Raw genomic sequence first — 17,589 nt, 5'->3', positions numbered from 1 at the left:
GCAAAATATTTATGAAAACGAAGTTACGAAATAACTCCAGAACCTAACAATTCTTCATTTTTGTACCAAGCCACAAATTGCCCTTCTTGTATAGCAGATTGTTTGTTATCAAATTCTACATACAAACCAGTATCAACTTTGTGTAAAGTAGCGTTTTCCAATTTTTGTCTGTATCTAATTCTAGCATCAACCTGCATTGTTTCTCCAGATTTTAAAGTTAAATCTTCACGAATCCAATGCATTTCATCATTAGAAACAAACAATACATTTCTATACAAACCAGCGTGATTTTTACCTTCACCAGTGTAAATTACATTTTCATTTACATCAGTTTCAATTACGTATAAAGCTTCTTTTGTACCACCAACATTTAATCCTTTACGTTGTCCTTTAGTAAAATAATGTGCACCTTGATGTTTACCTACAACTTTACCATCTTCTTTGTTGTAAGAAAATTTAGTTGATAAATATTTGAGTTCATCTTCTTTATTCTCAAACTTCGGATGTTCTTTTACATACGTTGTAAAATCCGCAGGAATCGTAACTATTTCACCTTCTTTTGGTTGTAATTTTTGCTGTAAAAATTCTGGTAAACGTACTTTACCTATAAAACATAAACCTTGCGAATCTTTCTTTTCTGCTGTAATTAAATCTGCTTCTTTTGCAATTTCTCTAACTTCTGGTTTTGTTAATTCGCCTATTGGAAACAAAGCTTTTACCAATTGTTCTTGCGATAATTGACATAAAAAATAAGATTGATCTTTATTATTGTCTTTACCTGCTAATAATTTATAAACAGGTTTACCATCTATAATTTCTTCGCCTTTTCTACAATAATGACCAGTAGCCACATAATCTGCTCCTAGTTTTAGAGCAATGTCCATAAAAACATCAAACTTAATTTCTCTGTTACAAAGAACATCAGGATTTGGAGTTCTACCTTTAGAATATTCGTCGAACATATAATCTACAATACGTTCTTTGTATTGTGCACTTAAATCTACAACTTGAAAAGGAATACCTAATTTTTCTGCAACAATCATTGCATCATTAGAATCTTCTAACCAAGGACATTCATTAGAAATAGTAACAGAATCATCGTGCCAATTTTTCATAAAAAGCCCAATAACTTCATACCCTTGTTCTTTTAATAAATGTGCTGTTACACTAGAATCTACTCCACCAGAAAGACCAACAACTACTCGTTTCATTTTTTAATTTTGAGGTTGCAAAGTTACGACTTTGTAAGTGAACTATAAATTGAAAGAATTGATGGATTTATTGTAAAAATTGATGGATTCTTGTCAATTTTATTTCAGTGTCGTTATTTGTTGCTTTCAGTAATAATTTATCATTAACTAAACTAAAAGTATAAAATTGAAATATGGGTTCTTTAGCATAACTTACCATATCTATTTGTGCTTTATGGCTATGTGTTTTAAACATTCCATATTTTTCGCCTAAAGGATAATTACGAAGTTCATAAGTATTGTCCCATCTTAAAAAAAGCATTCCTTTTTTTGATGGATTTAAACTTTCTGATACTTCTTTACCATCTTTTATAATAGAATCAAATTTCCATAAACCAAATAGTTTATTTGCCTCTGATGTTGGTAATTTATCTGTTTTTTCTAAGCTGATAATAATGTCTAAATCATTTTCTTTTCTTTGCCAAGTCATATTGTTTTTATCAATATTTACTTTAAACGATTCTGCATCATCTTTTATCCCAAATGTATTGGTAACTGTTAACTGGTTTTCAATATTTAGGTTATAAATCCCAACAGAATGTTGCAACCAACCATTGCCAGAAGCTTGAGAGCCATCAGCATTAAAACGAACCCATTTTGCAATAGGAGTTAAATCTTTATTGTCTACATTTACTTTTTTAACAAGCCAAAGCCCCTCTATATTATCATCTTCTTGAGTGTTTTTTTCATTACAAGAAAAAAAGAAAATTGTTAAAGTAAGTGTTAAAAAACATTTCATAGCTATTTATTTTTTTTTGTTTTGGTAAACGTTTTTTTCTTTTTATTATCTTCATCAGAAGCCATTTCACCATCCAAATAAAATTCCCATTTCCCAAATCTTTTTCCGTCTTTATAAACTCCTTTTTCTTTTAAAATACCCGTTAATTCAAAGTATTTGGCAACTCCATTAGGTTTATTATTTTGGTACATTAACTCCTCTATTAAAATACCTTTGCTTGTGTATTTTTGAGATAATCCATTTTTTAAACCTGCTTTATAAATTGATATTTCTGCTGGTTTTCCATTCGGATAATAGTTAACCAATTTACCATCTAATTTTCCATCAACATAAAACTCATCAGACATTAATTTACCATCAGCAAAAAAGTATTTCCATACTCCTACTCTTTTTTTACCAATAAAAATCCCCTTACTTTTTAAAACACCATTTATTGAGTAAAAAGAAACAGCAACAGAATCACTTGTAGCAGAAAAAGTTTTAATAATTGTTGGATTTCTAGAGTCAGTAATATCGTAAAACTTAAAAACACCTACCTCTTTTCCGTTAATAAACTGACCTGTGTAACGAATTCTTTTGTTTGGGTGGTATTTTTTCCAAATTCCAGTTCTTTTCTTATTCGCATCAAACTGATTAATTTTCTGTGCTTTAATAGTTTCACTTGAAAAAAAACAAGTTAAAAACACAAAAACAAAACCCAATCTTTTTATATTTAGCATTCCAAAAATTTTAGAGTAAATATACATTAATCAAAACAAAAATGAGTATTATTTTTTTAACAGAGCAACTCAATAATATGGAAAACCCTAAAAGGGAAAACCGACAAAGAGTGGCTGATATAGTGTTAGAAAATCAAAATTTATTCAAAGATTTGGTAACAATCGCTTTTAAGGTTGATGATAGAATATCAATAAAAGCAGCTTGGATTTTAGAATGGATTTGCACACACCATCATTTAAATTGGATAATTCCTCATTTAGATGAGTTTACTAAAAACATTAGCAATGTAATTTTTGATAGCGCAACAAGGCCTTGTGCAAAAATTTGTGAGCATTTGGCAAATGCTTATTATTCTAAAACAACAAATGAAATTAAAGTCAGTTTAACTGAAAACCATATAAATAAAATAATAGAAACTGGTTTTGACTGGCTCATTACTCCTCAAAAAATAGCAGTTAGAGCGTATACAATGAATACTTTATACTTGTTTGGATTAGAAAATGATTGGGTACATCCTGAATTAAAACATTTAATAGAAACTAAAATTATTCATGAAAGCAAAGGCTGCAAAGCACGTGGAAAATTTATTTTAAATTTGATTGATAAAAAACCTAGACATTAAGTTTAGAAATTTCACATAAAAAAATCTTTAAATTTTGTTTTTTTATTTAAAATTAATGAATTTACATCAATATTAAAACTATCAATTTATAAGAATCATTATTATAATTAGCTTCTAAAAAACATCAAAAATCTTATTTTTAAAACTTATGAAATATGTATTTTTGCAGTTAACAACAGAACTAAAAAATGGAATTATCACAATTAAATGCCATCTCTCCTATTGATGGACGTTACAGAGGTAAAATATCAAAATTAGCTAATTATTTTTCTGAAGAAGCTTTAATAAAATACAGAGTTAGAGTAGAAATTGAATATTTTATAGCATTATGCCAAATTCCTTTACCACAGTTAGCTGATTTTAATCAAGATTTATTTTCTGATTTACGTAAAATTTATACTGATTTTACAACTGAAGATGCTCAAAAAATTAAAGACATTGAAAAAGTTACCAATCATGATGTAAAAGCGGTTGAGTATTTTATTAAAGAAAAATTTGATGCTTTAGGTTTACAAAAAGATAAAGAATTTATCCATTTTGGATTAACATCACAAGACATTAATAACACTGCAATTCCTTTATCTATTAAAGAAGCAATGAACGATGTTTTTGTACCTCATTATTTTGAAGTTGTAGAAAAATTACAAGAATTAGTAATTGAATGGAAAGACATTTCTATGTTGGCAAGAACACATGGACAACCTGCTTCTCCAACTCGTTTAGGAAAAGAGATTGATGTTTTTGTGGTTCGTTTAAAAGAACAATTCAATTTATTAAATGATATACCTAGTGCAGCAAAATTTGGAGGTGCTACTGGTAATTATAACGCTCATAAAGTTGCTTATCCTTCTATAGATTGGAAAGCTTTTGGAGGTGAATTTGTACAAGAAAAATTAGGATTGCAACACTCTTTTCCAACAACACAAATAGAACATTACGATCATATGGCAGCTTTGTTTGATACTTTAAAACGTATTAACACAATTATCATAGATTTAGACAGAGATTTCTGGACCTATGTTTCTATGGATTATTTTAAGCAAAAAATTAAAGCAGGTGAAGTTGGTTCTTCTGCAATGCCACACAAAGTAAACCCTATAGATTTTGAAAATTCTGAAGGAAACTTAGGAATTGCAAATGCTATTTTTGAACACTTATCTGCAAAATTACCAATTTCTCGTTTACAAAGAGATTTAACAGATAGTACTGTTTTAAGAAATGTTGGTGTACCATTTGGGCATACAATTATTGCGTTTACATCTACCTTAAAAGGTTTAAATAAATTATTGTTAAACAAAGAAAAGTTTGAACAAGATTTAGAAAATAATTGGGCTGTTGTTGCAGAAGCTATTCAAACGATTTTAAGACGTGAAGCTTATCCAAATCCTTATGAAGCCTTAAAAGGATTAACCAGAACTAATGCAAAAATCAACCAAAATTCAATTGCTAATTTTATAGATACTTTAGAGGTTTCTGATGAAATTAAAGTAGAATTAAAAGCAATTACACCATCTAATTATACAGGTATATAAATTTTATAATGCAAGAAAAAAGTAATAAGAAAATAGTTGTTAGTAGTTTAAACTTCTTTAAGTTAAAAGTTAAAAAAGGATTGTTCTCTTTTCTCTTTATTCTTGCATCTGTGTTTTTTCTATCCTGTAAACCTACAGTTAAAGACAGTTCAAATCGATTTAAAGAAGGGGTTTTCGAAATTCCTGCTGGTAAAGATTTTGTAAAAGAAACCATTATCAGAAAAGATAGCATTCAGATTAGTAAATATGGAGACCAGGTTGATACTTTATCTATAAAATGGAAAAATAATTTCTTTTATACTTTAAAGTACATCAACCCAAAAAACAGTTTACAAGAAGACCCAATGTTTATTCAAATTAATAAGTTTAGAGAAAATTCTTACGATTTTACTGTAAAAATTGGTTTTTCTAAATTTAAAAAAACAGGTACTGTAATTAAAGTTAAATAAATGGAAATCTTTTTACTTGCTGAAACTTGGGTTTCTTTGCTAACATTAACTTTTTTAGAAATTGTTTTAGGTATAGATAACATTATATTTATTTCTATTTCCGCTAATAAATTACCAGAAAATCAAGTTAAAAAAGCAACTCTATTGGGTTTAGCATTAGCCATGATTACCAGAATTGCATTGCTTTTTAGTGTATCTTATTTAATTGCTTTAAAAGACCCTTTTTATACTGTAGATCTTGGCTGGTTTAAAACTGGTTTAACAGGTCAAAGTATAATTTTATTTTTAGGAGGTATTTTTTTACTTTACAAAAGCACTAAAGAAATAAGAGAAAAAGTAGAACACACTAATGAAGAACAAGTACTAAAATCACCAAAAGTAGTTTCTTTTAAAAGTGTAATTTTTCAAATTATTTTAATCGATATCGTTTTTTCTTTTGATAGTATTCTTACAGCTGTTGGTATGACAAACGGAATAAATGGCGCATTAATTATTATGATAATTGCTGTTATTATTTCAATTATTATTATGATGCTATTTTCGCAACCTATTAATAAATTTGTTAATAGAAATCCAACAATTCAAATGTTAGCACTATCTTTTCTTATATTAATTGGGTTTATGCTAATTACAGAAGGTGCACATTTATCGCATACTATATTTTTTAACAGAACTGTAGGTGCTATTCCTAAAGGTTATTTGTACTTTGCGATCGCTTTTTCATTAGGTGTAGAAATGTTAAATTTAAAAGCACGTAAAAAGAACAATTAATATCAAGCAAATAAAAAAACATATAGGTATTTTTTTATTGGTAATATTCTTATTACCAATAGCTGTTGATTCATTGCACGATTTTATGAATCACGAACATGCTGTTTGTAATTCTAAAGTTGAACAACATGTTCATAAAAAAGATATTGATTGTAAACTACATTTAATGAAGCATAGTAGTGCTTTATTATATTTAGATACACCTCAGATTCTTTCAAAAGTTGTTATTCTAGATAATAATAGCGAAAAATATTATTACTTAAAAAATCATCATCAATTATCATTTTCTTTAAGAGGGCCACCTTTATCTATTTAAATTAAACGCTATTAATTTAAATTTTAAGAATAAACAATGATAAAATTATTTTGTTATTGTGTTATTGCTATTTGCTTTACCACAAATGTAATAGCACAAGACTGTACATATACTTTTAAGGGAAAAATTATTGATTTTCACAACAATACACCTATTTATGGTGCATCTGTTCAAATTAAAAATTTAAACAAATACACATCTACAAATCAAAAAGGTGAGTTTGAATTTAAAGATTTATGTAAAGGAGAATTGGTAATTGAAGTACAACACATAGCTTGTGAAACTAAAAATTCAACAATTACCATCAATCAAAATTTATACAAAGAAATTTTGTTAGAGCATCATCTAGAAGAACTAAATGAGGTAGTTGTAAAAACAAATTTTAAGACAGAAGCTACTAGTATTGAACAATCTATCAAAAAAAATGTATTAGAAGGTTATTCTGATAAGTCTTTAGGTGATGCTTTAAAAAACGTAAGTGGAGTATCTTCATTAAACACTGGTAACACTATTGTTAAACCAATGATACATGGTTTACATAGTAGCAGACTCTTAATTATTAACAATAATGTAAGAATGTTTGACCAAGAATGGGGAGATGAACACGCTCCAAATATAGATATTAATGCTAATAACAGCATAGAAGTTATAAAAGGTGCAAATACGTTAAAGTATGGTAGTGATGCTATTGGTGGTATGATATTAATTAAACCTAAAAAATATGCTATTAAAGATAGCCTTTTTGGGAGCACTTTAGTTTCATTTAATTCTAATGGCTTAGGTGGTAATATAAATTCAGAAATTGTTAAAACTTATAAATCTGGTTTTTATGGAAAAATACAGATGAATTACAAACAATTTGGAGATTTTAAAGCCCCTGATTATTACCTTACAAATAGTGGAACCATTAGCAAGAACGCATCGTTTAGATTTGGTTACAATAGTTTCGAAAAAGGTTTTGACGCTTATTATAGTTATGTAAATAATGAATTTGCCATTTTACAATCGTCGCATATTGGTAATGTAAATGATTTAGTAAATGCTATAAACAGCCAAGAACCAAGAGTTATTGAAGACTTTTCTTATGAAATTACTTTTCCAAAACAATCTATTTTACATCATTTAGGAAAAATAGAAGCATATAAACGTTTTAAAGGTTTTGGAAAATTAACTGTTCAATACGATTTTCAAATTAATAGACGTAAAGAATTTGATTTACGAAGAGGAGATTTAAGTAATACTCCTGTAATAGATTTAAGATTATTTACAAATAGTTTACAAACAGATTTACAAATAGATTATTCAGATATTTTAAAAATTAATACTGGTATTTTAGCACGTTATCAGCAAAATGATGCTGTTTCAGGCACAGGTACAAGTCCTTTAATTCCTGATTATGACAAATATGATTTTGGTACTTATGTAATAGGAAATTATGAAATAAACGAGTCTACTGAATTAAGTGCAGGAGTTCGTTATGATTTTTCTAGAATAGATGCCCAAAAAGAATATAATGTTACAGATTGGCGCGAAACGTATAACTACGACGAATTATTCCCTGAATTTGAAGCTGGTGAAGTTGATGGAACAGACATTCCAACTAATCCAAATTTTTCATACCACAATATTTCTGCAAGTTTAGGTTTATCTAAACAATTTGAAAATAATATGTCTTTATTAGTGAATTATGGTTTAGCCTCAAGAGTGCCAAATCCATCAGAATTATTTAGTGATGGTTTGCATCATAGTGCTGCTAGAATAGAAATAGGTTTATTAACTATGGAAAAAGAAACTGCAAATAAATTTGCCATTTCTTTAGAGAAAAATTCAGATAATTTCGGATTTTCAGTTAGCCCATATTTTAAACATATTCGTAATTATATTCAATTAATCCCTGTAGGAATTACAACAACAATTAGAGGTGCATTTCCTGTTTGGCAATACAACCAGATTAATGCACAGATTTTTGGAGTTGATTTAGATGTAAACAAGAAAATTAACAGCAAGTTCGATTATAAAGGAAGTTTAAGCTTATTAAGAGGTGATAATACTTCTGAAGACATCCCTTTAATTCATATGCCTGCTGCCAATTTTAGTAATCGTATTTCTTATACAAACAATGCGTTAAACAAACTAAAAATTAGTTTAACACATAAATCGGTTTTACAACAAAAACGATACCCAGATTACAATTTTTATACATTTAATGCTATTGCGCAAGAAAATGTATTTGTAGACATTAGCTCTACACCACCTGCTTATTCATTATTCATTTTAAACACTTCTGCTGTTTTTAAAGCATTTAACAAAGGAAGTTTAGAATTAGAATTTAATATCGAAAACTTGTTTGATGTTTCTTACAGAGAACACTTAAACAGATTAAGATATTTTGCTGATGAATTAGGTAGGAATTTTAATTTTAAAATAAAAATAAAATACTAGAACACTCAATTATGAAAAATTCAAAAACAACAACAATGAAAACAATCAAATTATTAGCAATATTATTTATTTCAGCTTTAACACTTTCTAGCTGTTCTGATGACGATCATGATGATGATGACCACGATCATGAAGAAGAATTAATTACAACTGTTAATTACACATTAACTAATGGAAATGATGTTGTTACCTTATCATTCGTAGATTTAGATGGTGAAGGTGGTTCTGATGGAACTTACTCTGTTTCTGGAAGTTTATCTGCAAACACTACTTACACAGGAGCTATAGAATTACTAAATGAAACTGAAGACCCTGCTGAAGATATTACTGTTGAAGTTAAAGATGAAGCTGATGAGCACGAATTCTTTTATTCTTCTAATATTACAGGAGTTTCTGTTGCAAAAACAGATACAGATGGTGATGGAAACCCAATTGGAATTGAAACTACGCTTACAACAGGAGATACTGGAATTGGTACTTTAACAATTATTTTAAAGCACGAACCAACAAAGCCAAATGATGGTACTGCTGACAATGCAGGAGGTAGCACTGATGTTGAAGTTACTTTTGCAATTTCTGTTCAATAATACAAGAACTTACAAATATTTAAAAAAAGTGCTGTTTTACAGCACTTTTTTTTATCGCACATATTTTGTTTTCTTTAAAGTGCTTAAAATTATTAAAGCTGCTAAAAAGAAAAAAGCCAAACACAAAACACTCCATTGCATAGAATCTGTAATGGCATATAGAACACCATAAACAGCTGTACCTAATACAATTGCAATTTTTTCTGTAACATCATAAAAACTAAAATAAGTGGCATGATCTTCTGTATCTGGTAATAATTTAGAATAAGTAGAACGTGTTAAAGATTGTATAGCTCCTAAAACCAAACCTAAAACTGCACCTAATCCATAAAAATAAATAGAAACATTAGGTAATTCTTTATGCAATAAAAAAGCACAAAAGCATACAATCATCCATATAACAATGGTTAATTTTAAAGCGTAAAAATTTCCTTTTTTTCCTGACAATCTAGAAAACAGAAATGCACCTAAAATAGCCACAACTTGTATTAATAATACTGTAATAATTAAATCGATTGTTTCTAAACCCAATTCTGTAGATCCAAAAATAGTAGCCAATAAAATAATAGTTTGCACACCAACACTTAATAGAAAGAAAGCAATTAAAAACTTTTTTAAAGTAGGGTAATTTACTATTTCTTTAGCAACAATTTTTAACTCTTTAAAACCTTTCCAGATATAATCTTTTTCCGGTTTTTTATTGTACAAATCATTAGGTAAGCGTTTAAAAGTAACTTGTGCAAAACCTAGCCACCATAACCCTACCATAACAAAAGAAATTCGAGAAGCCATTCCTGAATCTATACCAAATAAATCTGGCATTTGAATCATAACTAAATTGATAACTAGCAAGATTATAGAACCAATATAACCATAAATAAATCCTTTGGCACTAGCTCTATCTTGTTGATTTGGATGAGCAACTTCTGGCAAATAAGCATTGTAGAAAACCAAACTTGCCCAAAAACCTATACTTGCTAAAATGGTAAAAACAATACCAATCCAAACTGTATCAATTCCATCAAAAAAATATAAACTCATTACAGATAAACTACCTAAAAAACAGAAAAACTTCATAAACTTTTTCTTACTACCTGTATAATCTGCAATACCAGATAATATTGGTGAAATTATTGCAACTACCAAAAAGGAAAAAGATAAAGCATAACTGTACAAACTATCTGGATGATCCCATTCCATACCCAAAAAAGTAACTATTTTACCTTCTGTAACTGCGCTATAATACAAAGGAAAAACAGCTGTGCTTATCACTAAAGAATAAACTGAATTTGCCCAATCATAAAAAGCCCAAGCATTAATTAATTTTTTATCTCCTATTTTTAACATAAAATTTCTTTTACTGTTTAGTATTCATTTAAAACAAAAAAACCGTTCAAAATTAAATTTTGAACGGTTACAATATAGGAAATCTATTTGTTTCTATTTTATTTTACAACTCCATTTGCATTATATTGAGCTGCATATTTTTTTGCAGTTGGTAAATAAGTTCTAAGATCTTGAATTCTTGATGCATTAGATGGGTGTGTACTTAAAATTTCTGGTGTAGATCCTCCTCCAGAATTTTCACTCATTCTAACCCAAACTTCAGCTGCTTCAGTTCCATCATAACCAGCCATTAGCATAAAGACTAAACCCAATCTATCTGCTTCTTGTTCATGTACTCTACTAAATTTTAACATTCCTAATCCAGAACCAATACCAAAAGCAGTATTCCAAATTTGCTGACTTTCAGAATCTTTACCAGACGTTCCTAAAGCAACTGCTAAACCACCTATTTGTTGTAATTGCCCTTGAGACATTCTTTCTTGACCGTGTTTTGCAAATGCATGTGCAACCTCATGCCCCATAACTGCTGCTACTCCATTTTCATTATCACAAATTGGCATTATACCTGTGTAAAAAACAACTTTACCTCCTGGCATACACCAAGCATTTACAGTTTTATCTTCTATTAAATTGAATTCCCATTTGTAAGAATTTGCTTCAGAAACCATATTATTTGCTCTCATAAAACGATCTACAGCTGCAGAAATATTTTTACCAACATCTTTTATTTGATTAGACATTGTTCTATTTGTAGACAACTTATTCTCTTCTAAAAAACTACTATATTGTGCAAAACTTGCAGGTAAAACTTGCGAATCACTCACAAAGTTTACTCTTTTTCTACCAGTAATTGGCACTGTACTACATTCAGAAAAAAGGAAAATTGTGATTACTAATACTATTATTTTTTTCATTTTTATACTTTTTGGTTCTTTAATTATGACACTTTTGCTAAAAATTAGTCACTATTATAAGAATTTATTTCCTTAAAATTAAGTATTCTATTTAAAACTGAAAAATTGTTTTTAATTTTATTGTAAGATATTACATAATAATTCGTCCAATTTTATAGAAAAACACTCATAAATGATTGTTGATTAAATTTATATGTATGAAAAAAATAGCAAGTCTTTTTATATTAATATTGATGTTTAGTTGTACTGGTAATGCCCAAAACACACCAAAAGAAAAAAATAAAACATATAAAATAGAAAAAACAAATGCTGAATGGAAAGCACAGCTTTCTCCTTTAGCATATTATGTTTTACGAGAAGCTGGTACAGAAAGAGCATTTACAAGCCCTTTAAACAACAACCATAAAGATGGTACATTTATTTGTGCTGCTTGTAAAACACCTCTTTATAAATCAGAGCATAAATATGATTCTGGTTCTGGATGGCCTTCTTTTGATAGAGCCATAAAAGAAAATGTAGAATTAGATGTAGATTATAAAATTGGCTACGCAAGAACTGAACTAAAATGCAATACTTGTGGTGGTCATTTAGGGCATTCTTTTAATGATGGCCCAAGTAAAACTACAGGAAAACGTCATTGTATAAATGGAGCAGCTTTAGAATTTGTTGAAAAAGATAAATTATAGTATTTTTATTAGGCGAAAGTTTAAGAAATTGATTTTCAAAAAAAAACATTGACTAAAAATTATAGAAACAATATTATAAATGATTTCAAAACCATATTTTTTCTTTATAGGTTTAGCTATTTTAAGCCTAATTAGTAGTTTTTTTCTAAATAATTTAGCTTTAGACTTCCCAATTTACGACACTTATTTTGTAATTTCTTTTAGTCACTTTCTACAATTTTGTGCCATTTTTTTTGTAATGATTTCTATTAACTATTTTGCTTTAATTTGGTTAAAAAAAACACCAAAAAAATGGCTTACAATTCTTCATATTATTCTTCAAATAGTAGCTTTAACACTATTAATCCTTTCAAATAACAAAAGTTGGATAGAAGACTATAATAACCTTTTTTTAATATTATCATTTGTAGTTTTTCTAGTTTCTATTTTTATCCACATCATTAACTTTTTTATAAGTTTACTTTTAAAAAGAGAATAAGTCTTTTAATTTTTTATAAGAGAGTAGTTATATTTATATTTGTGTTTCGAAAAAAATGAATACAAATTATGTTCAATAATTTAAGTGATAAATTAGATAAAGCTTTACACACCTTAAAAGGTCATGGGCAAATTACAGAAATAAATGTTGCAGAGACTTTAAAAGAAGTTAGAAGAGCCCTTTTAGATGCCGATGTTAACTTTAAGATTGCCAAAGATTTTACCAAAAAAGTTCAGCAAAAAGCCATTGGGCAAGATGTATTAACTACATTAAATCCTGGGCAATTAATGGTAAAGTTAGTTAAAGATGAACTAACTGAATTAATGGGAGGAGAAACTGTAGGTGTAAACCTTGGTGGATCCCCAACTGTAATTTTAATGTCTGGTTTACAAGGTTCTGGTAAAACTACCTTTTCTGGAAAATTGGCAAATTACCTTAAAACAAAAAAATCTAAACAAGTTTTATTAGTAGGTTGTGATGTTTACAGACCTGCTGCTATAAATCAATTACAAGTTGTAGGTGAGCAAATTGGCGTAGAAGTTTATGCAGAAGTTGGTAATCAAAATCCTGTCGAAATTTCTCAGAATGCTATAAAACATGCCAAAGCAAATGGTAAAAATGTTGTTATTATAGATACTGCTGGTCGTTTGGCTGTAGATCAAGAAATGATGACAGAGATTTCTAACATTCATAAAACCGTAAACCCACAAGAAACTTTATTTGTGGTAGATTCTATGACTGGGCAAGATGCTGTAAATACTGCAAAAGCATTTAATGATATTTTAAATTTTGAAGGTGTTGTACTTACAAAATTAGATGGTGATACCAGAGGTGGTGCTGCTTTATCTATTAAATCTGTGGTTGATAAACCAATTAAATTTATTGGTACAGGAGAAAAAATGGAAGCTATTGATGTTTTTCATCCTGATAGAATGGCAGATCGTATTTTGGGTATGGGAGATGTTATTTCTCTTGTAGAAAGAGCACAAGATCAATATGACGAAGAAGAGGCAAGAAAACTACAAAAGAAGATTGCTAAAAATCAATTTGGTTTCGACGACTTTTTAAGTCAGATTCAGCAAATCAAAAAGATGGGTAGTATGAAAGATTTAGTAGGTATGATTCCTGGAGCTGGAAAAGCAATGAAAGATGTTGATATAGATGATGATGCTTTTAAAGGTATTGAAGCGATAATTCATTCAATGACTCCTTTAGAAAGAAGCACGCCAACAACTATAAACTCAAGTAGAAAAAAACGAATTGCAAAAGGTTCTGGAACTTCGATACAAGAAGTAAATCAGTTAATGAAGCAGTTTAATCAAATGAGTAAGATGATGAAAATGATGCAAGGTGGAGGTAGTAGAAAGATGATGCAAATGATGAAAGGAATGAAATAAATTTAAGCTGCAATTTTGCAGCTTTTTTTAATTATTAAATGTATAGTTTTTTGCAAACATTTTTTAAGTCAGGATTTAAAAGAGCTCTTTTTTTTATTTCTCTTGGTGTACTAATTTTTATATTATCCTATAAAAACGGAATGTTTTGGGATAATGTTTTGTTTGCTTCTAAAATGGGAAATCACTTATATGAAAACTCCATTTTTAACTGGAACATACCAATAGGTTTTGATCCTGGTCACCCACCCTTTTTAGGTTTTCTATTAGCTATTTTTTGGAGAATTTTTGGCCATCAATTATGGGTTTCTCACCTATTAATAATACCATTTACAATAGGATTCTTTTTTCAAATTAGTAAATTTATATCCTATTTTATTAAAGATACCAAAAAGCATTTCTATTTATTTATTCTAATAATTGCAGAACCAACTTTAGCTACTACATTTGTTATCGTAAATCCAGAAATTATAATTCTATTTTTCTTTTTCCTGGTGATAAACTCAATTCTTTATAAGAATATTTTTCTCAAGGTAATAGGATTACTTTTTTTAAGCATAATATCATACAGAAGTATGTTGTTAGTAGCAGGGATATTTCTTTTTGAAATCTTAAATAATTTATATCTTGAAAAAAAGAAAATTAACTCTATACTTAACTTTAAATTTCTAGCCATTTATTTTTTAGGTAGTTTGTCTGGTATTTCTTTTGTGATTTGGAGATTAATTACAAAAGGTTGGTTACAAACACATCCAGAATCTCCTTGGTCTAGTTTATGGAAGTATGTAGATTTTAAAGGGTTTCTTAAAAACTGCTTTTTCTTTGTTCACAGATACTCAGATTTTGGAAGAATTTTTATTTTTATGTTTCTAATTATTTCTTTTTTCCTTTTTGGTAAAAAAATAATAAAACATATAGAAAATAAACAACTACTTTTATTAGCTATTTCTTCTGTGTTTTTTATAATTTTAGTTTCACTGATTTCTACAAACACTTTTGGTCATCGTTATTTTATAGCTTCTTATATTCTGTTTATTGTATTTTCATTTAAAATTTTAAATGACCATTATATAAAAAAGAAAATAATTTATTCGTTACTTTTTATAGGTCTTATAACTGGTAATTTATGGATTTATCCAAAAGAAATTTCTCAAGGCTGGGATGCTTCTTTAGCACATATACCTTACCATTCTTTGCGTTTAAAAACTATAGATTACTTAAATCAAGAAAAAATCAATATAGAAGAAGTTGCTAGTTTTTTCCCTAATTATAATACATTAGATTATATTGATTTTAAAGGTGATAAAAGATCTTTTCAAAAATTTAATGGAAAAAATAAATATGTTTTTTACGCTACAGTTTTTAATTTATCTGATGATGAATTAAAAAGTTTAAAAAATGATTATATTATATTAAAAGAATTCAATAATTTTAACATCGCTACCAATATTTATATTTTAAAAGAACAATGATTTTATTAGACGGAAAAAAGACATCAGCTGACATTAAAGAAGAAATTGCTTTAGAAGTTAGAGGTTTAAAAAATAACGAGTATAAAACTCCACATTTAGCTGCAATTATTGTGGGTAATGATGGTGCAAGTGTAACTTATGTTAATGCAAAAGTTAAAGCTTGCGAAAGAGTTGGTTTTGAATCTACTTTAATAAGACTTTCTGAAGATATTTCAGAAGAAGAATTATTAAATGAAATTGCCATTTTAAATATTGATAATGATATTGATGGTTTTATTGTACAGTTGCCTTTACCAAAACACATAAATGAACAAAAAGTTTTAATGGCTGTTCATCCTGATAAAGATGTAGACGGATTTCATCCAACTAATGTTGGAAAAATGGCACTTAATTTACCAACTTTTATTTCTGCTACTCCTTTCGGAATTTTAGAATTGCTAGACAGATATAATGTAGAAACTTCTGGTAAACACGTTGTTGTTCTGGGTAGAAGTCATATTGTTGGTAGTCCAATGAGTATTCTATTATCACAAAAAAGAAAAGTAGGTAATGCAACAGTAACTATGTGTCATAGTAGAACTAAAAACCTAAAAGAAATTACTTTACAAGCAGATATTGTTATAGCTGCTATTGGTATTCCTGAGTTTTTAAAAGCTGATATGGTTAAAGATAATGTAACTGTAATAGATGTTGGTATTACAAGATTAGCAGATCCTAGTAAAAAAAGTGGCTTTAGATTAGTAGGTGACGTTGCTTTTAAAGAAGTGTCAGAAAAATCAAATTTTATTACTCCAGTACCTGGTGGTGTTGGCCCAATGACAATTGCTATGCTTCTTAAAAACACTTTATTAGCGTGTAAAAGAAAAAACTAAAAACTATTTTAGACAATATATTTTACAAAAAAACTCTTTCTAAATTAGAAAGAGTTTTTTTATATTTTAAATTGTTGTTATTAAACAATATCAGGATTTAAATAATCTGGTAATGTAGGATTATCAGGATCACTAAAATCATTTGTTGGATCTCCATCATTATTAGCATCTTCGTCTTTCGTTAAAACTCCATCTCCATCATCATCTGTATCTAAATAATTAGGCAAACCATTTTCATCTGTATCATCATTAGATAAATCACCATCACCATCTATATCTTCAGAAATTGTACTTACATTATCATTATCATGGTCTGTATCTGGTACTAAATCTAATAAATCTATATAAAAAAGTAAATTTGTATCTACTAAAGAATTAGTTTGATTTGCAGTTAAAGATGATGGATATGCTAAACCTGAAGGTATAAATAAAACACCTTTACCTCCATTTAAATAAGTTATTGGGCCATTAAAAGCACCTCCTGTATCTGGATCTTTCTTTAAAGAACCACCTTTAAAATACTGAAAACCATGAGACCAACCTCTTACTGTAGACAATAAACTAAGCCAAAGACCTGTTGTATTACTATCAAAATCTGATTCGCTAAATGTAGTGCCAGAAATTGTTTTACCAGAATATTTTACAAAAACAGAATCTACTTTTGTTGGGTTTCCTTTATCTGCATCTGGGCTTGGATCTCCAGTTCTAGTAACATAAACGTATAAATTATAATCAATATCGTTTTCTGTAACAGGTAAAGTTTTTAAATTAGTATCGTTTATTAATGCAGTTTCGCTAGCAGTAATCGCTTTAACTGAATCTAAACTAAAATCGTAATAATGATTAGTCAAAAACTTAACTAAAGAATCATTATCAGAAATTGCTAATGCTTCATGATCTACATCATCAAAAGGATTCGTAAAAAAATTGTCATCATTACAAGCATAAATAATAGTAGATAAAATTATTATAACAAGTGCGTTTTTTATTTTACTCAT

Annotated in this window: 17 protein-coding genes; 11 read left to right on the top strand and 6 right to left on the bottom strand. The window is 28.3% G+C overall.

The genetic code is table 11. The annotated features are described in order from the left end of the window. Positions 1-23: 23 nt before the first annotated feature. The 3 genes from mnmA to ACJJVK_RS11875 form a co-directional block, all read right to left on the bottom strand. Positions 24-1,211 (bottom strand): tRNA 2-thiouridine(34) synthase MnmA, encoded by a 1,188-nt coding sequence (gene mnmA / locus ACJJVK_RS11885; protein WP_405566201.1) that lies wholly within the window; start codon positions 1,209-1,211, stop codon positions 24-26. 67 nt (positions 1,212-1,278) lie between these two features. Then, complete coding sequence (locus ACJJVK_RS11880; RefSeq protein ID WP_405566200.1) at positions 1,279-1,989, bottom strand: hypothetical protein; 711 nt, start codon at positions 1,987-1,989, stop codon at positions 1,279-1,281. A gap of 2 nt (positions 1,990-1,991) precedes the next feature. Then, the gene (locus ACJJVK_RS11875) at positions 1,992-2,708 is read right to left on the bottom strand and encodes a toxin-antitoxin system YwqK family antitoxin (RefSeq protein ID WP_405566198.1); all 717 of its coding nucleotides are present in this window, start codon (positions 2,706-2,708) and stop codon (positions 1,992-1,994) included. A 41-nt stretch (positions 2,709-2,749) separates the two neighbouring features. Here ACJJVK_RS11875 and ACJJVK_RS11870 point away from each other — a divergent pair, with 41 nt between their 5' ends. The 7 genes from ACJJVK_RS11870 (at position 2,750) to ACJJVK_RS11840 (ending at position 9,428) form a co-directional block, all read left to right on the top strand. Beyond that, a complete protein-coding gene (locus ACJJVK_RS11870; RefSeq protein ID WP_405566197.1) occupies positions 2,750-3,331 on the top strand; it encodes an adenylosuccinate lyase in 582 nt (193 codons plus the stop codon). 188 nt (positions 3,332-3,519) lie between these two features. Further along, positions 3,520-4,863, top strand: coding sequence for an adenylosuccinate lyase (purB, locus tag ACJJVK_RS11865; protein WP_405566195.1), 1,344 nt, complete (start codon positions 3,520-3,522; stop codon positions 4,861-4,863). Between the two features lie 8 nt (positions 4,864-4,871). Continuing rightward, complete coding sequence (locus ACJJVK_RS11860; RefSeq protein ID WP_405566193.1) at positions 4,872-5,312, top strand: hypothetical protein; 441 nt, start codon at positions 4,872-4,874, stop codon at positions 5,310-5,312. Further along, positions 5,313-6,083 carry a TerC family protein gene (locus ACJJVK_RS11855; protein ID WP_215995033.1) on the top strand — a complete coding sequence of 257 codons (771 nt, stop codon included), beginning with the start codon at positions 5,313-5,315 and terminating at the stop codon, positions 6,081-6,083. It abuts the gene before it with no gap. A gap of 37 nt (positions 6,084-6,120) precedes the next feature. Then, the gene (locus ACJJVK_RS11850) at positions 6,121-6,399 is read left to right on the top strand and encodes a hypothetical protein (RefSeq protein WP_405566191.1); all 279 of its coding nucleotides are present in this window, start codon (positions 6,121-6,123) and stop codon (positions 6,397-6,399) included. 36 nt (positions 6,400-6,435) lie between these two features. After that, on the top strand, positions 6,436-8,841 hold the full coding sequence (locus ACJJVK_RS11845; protein WP_405566190.1) for a TonB-dependent receptor: 2,406 nt from the start codon (positions 6,436-6,438) through the stop codon (positions 8,839-8,841). Between the two features lie 35 nt (positions 8,842-8,876). Then, positions 8,877-9,428 carry a type 1 periplasmic binding fold superfamily protein gene (locus tag ACJJVK_RS11840; RefSeq protein ID WP_405566188.1) on the top strand — a complete coding sequence of 184 codons (552 nt, stop codon included), beginning with the start codon at positions 8,877-8,879 and terminating at the stop codon, positions 9,426-9,428. 51 nt (positions 9,429-9,479) lie between these two features. On the opposite strand, the gene ACJJVK_RS11835 is transcribed toward ACJJVK_RS11840, so the two are convergent. Further along, entirely contained in the window at positions 9,480-10,775 is a 1,296-nt protein-coding gene (locus ACJJVK_RS11835) for an MFS transporter (protein ID WP_405566186.1), read from the bottom strand. A gap of 98 nt (positions 10,776-10,873) precedes the next feature. Continuing rightward, positions 10,874-11,689, bottom strand: coding sequence for a M48 family metallopeptidase (locus ACJJVK_RS11830; protein ID WP_405566184.1), 816 nt, complete (start codon positions 11,687-11,689; stop codon positions 10,874-10,876). Positions 11,690-11,886: 197 nt separating this feature from the next. Here ACJJVK_RS11830 and msrB point away from each other — a divergent pair, with 197 nt between their 5' ends. The 4 genes from msrB to ACJJVK_RS11810 all read left to right on the top strand — a co-directional run bounded on the left by msrB (position 11,887) and on the right by ACJJVK_RS11810 (position 16,591). Next, positions 11,887-12,375 carry a peptide-methionine (R)-S-oxide reductase MsrB gene (gene msrB, locus ACJJVK_RS11825; protein WP_405566183.1) on the top strand — a complete coding sequence of 163 codons (489 nt, stop codon included), beginning with the start codon at positions 11,887-11,889 and terminating at the stop codon, positions 12,373-12,375. Between the two features lie 546 nt (positions 12,376-12,921). Further along, positions 12,922-14,250: a signal recognition particle protein gene (gene ffh, locus ACJJVK_RS11820; RefSeq protein WP_215995026.1), complete on the top strand. Its 1,329-nt coding sequence runs from the start codon at positions 12,922-12,924 to the stop codon at positions 14,248-14,250. A gap of 50 nt (positions 14,251-14,300) precedes the next feature. After that, entirely contained in the window at positions 14,301-15,719 is a 1,419-nt protein-coding gene (locus tag ACJJVK_RS11815) for a hypothetical protein (protein WP_215995025.1), read from the top strand. Beyond that, complete coding sequence (locus ACJJVK_RS11810) at positions 15,716-16,591, top strand: bifunctional 5,10-methylenetetrahydrofolate dehydrogenase/5,10-methenyltetrahydrofolate cyclohydrolase (protein ID WP_215995024.1); 876 nt, start codon at positions 15,716-15,718, stop codon at positions 16,589-16,591. Before ACJJVK_RS11815 ends, ACJJVK_RS11810 begins: the two co-directional genes overlap by 4 nt. A gap of 80 nt (positions 16,592-16,671) precedes the next feature. Here the strand turns inward: ACJJVK_RS11810 and ACJJVK_RS11805 are convergent, their stop codons facing one another. Next, on the bottom strand, positions 16,672-17,589 hold the full coding sequence (locus ACJJVK_RS11805) for an FKBP-type peptidyl-prolyl cis-trans isomerase (protein ID WP_405566181.1): 918 nt from the start codon (positions 17,587-17,589) through the stop codon (positions 16,672-16,674).

The organism is Polaribacter sp. Asnod6-C07, assembly GCF_045063625.1.
Taxonomy (GTDB): domain Bacteria; phylum Bacteroidota; class Bacteroidia; order Flavobacteriales; family Flavobacteriaceae; genus Polaribacter; species Polaribacter vadi_A.
This window is presented reverse-complemented; position numbering and strand designations above follow the sequence as displayed.

Excerpts from the sequence above, each read along its gene's own strand:
- mnmA (WP_405566201.1), bottom strand. The coding sequence starts at position 1,211 with ATGAAACGAGTAGTTGTTGGTCTTTCTGGTGGAGTAGATTCTAGTGTA.
- ACJJVK_RS11880 (WP_405566200.1), bottom strand. The coding sequence starts at position 1,989 with ATGAAATGTTTTTTAACACTTACTTTAACAATTTTCTTTTTTTCTTGT.
- ACJJVK_RS11875 (WP_405566198.1), bottom strand. The coding sequence starts at position 2,708 with ATGCTAAATATAAAAAGATTGGGTTTTGTTTTTGTGTTTTTAACTTGT.
- ACJJVK_RS11870 (WP_405566197.1), top strand. The coding sequence starts at position 2,750 with ATGAGTATTATTTTTTTAACAGAGCAACTCAATAATATGGAAAACCCT.
- purB (WP_405566195.1), top strand. The coding sequence starts at position 3,520 with ATGGAATTATCACAATTAAATGCCATCTCTCCTATTGATGGACGTTAC.
- ACJJVK_RS11860 (WP_405566193.1), top strand. The coding sequence starts at position 4,872 with ATGCAAGAAAAAAGTAATAAGAAAATAGTTGTTAGTAGTTTAAACTTC.
- ACJJVK_RS11855 (WP_215995033.1), top strand. The coding sequence starts at position 5,313 with ATGGAAATCTTTTTACTTGCTGAAACTTGGGTTTCTTTGCTAACATTA.
- ACJJVK_RS11845 (WP_405566190.1), top strand. The coding sequence starts at position 6,436 with ATGATAAAATTATTTTGTTATTGTGTTATTGCTATTTGCTTTACCACA.
- ACJJVK_RS11840 (WP_405566188.1), top strand. The coding sequence starts at position 8,877 with ATGAAAACAATCAAATTATTAGCAATATTATTTATTTCAGCTTTAACA.
- ACJJVK_RS11835 (WP_405566186.1), bottom strand. The coding sequence starts at position 10,775 with ATGTTAAAAATAGGAGATAAAAAATTAATTAATGCTTGGGCTTTTTAT.
- ACJJVK_RS11830 (WP_405566184.1), bottom strand. The coding sequence starts at position 11,689 with ATGAAAAAAATAATAGTATTAGTAATCACAATTTTCCTTTTTTCTGAA.
- msrB (WP_405566183.1), top strand. The coding sequence starts at position 11,887 with ATGAAAAAAATAGCAAGTCTTTTTATATTAATATTGATGTTTAGTTGT.
- ffh (WP_215995026.1), top strand. The coding sequence starts at position 12,922 with ATGTTCAATAATTTAAGTGATAAATTAGATAAAGCTTTACACACCTTA.
- ACJJVK_RS11810 (WP_215995024.1), top strand. The coding sequence starts at position 15,716 with ATGATTTTATTAGACGGAAAAAAGACATCAGCTGACATTAAAGAAGAA.
- ACJJVK_RS11805 (WP_405566181.1), bottom strand. The coding sequence starts at position 17,589 with ATGAGTAAAATAAAAAACGCACTTGTTATAATAATTTTATCTACTATT.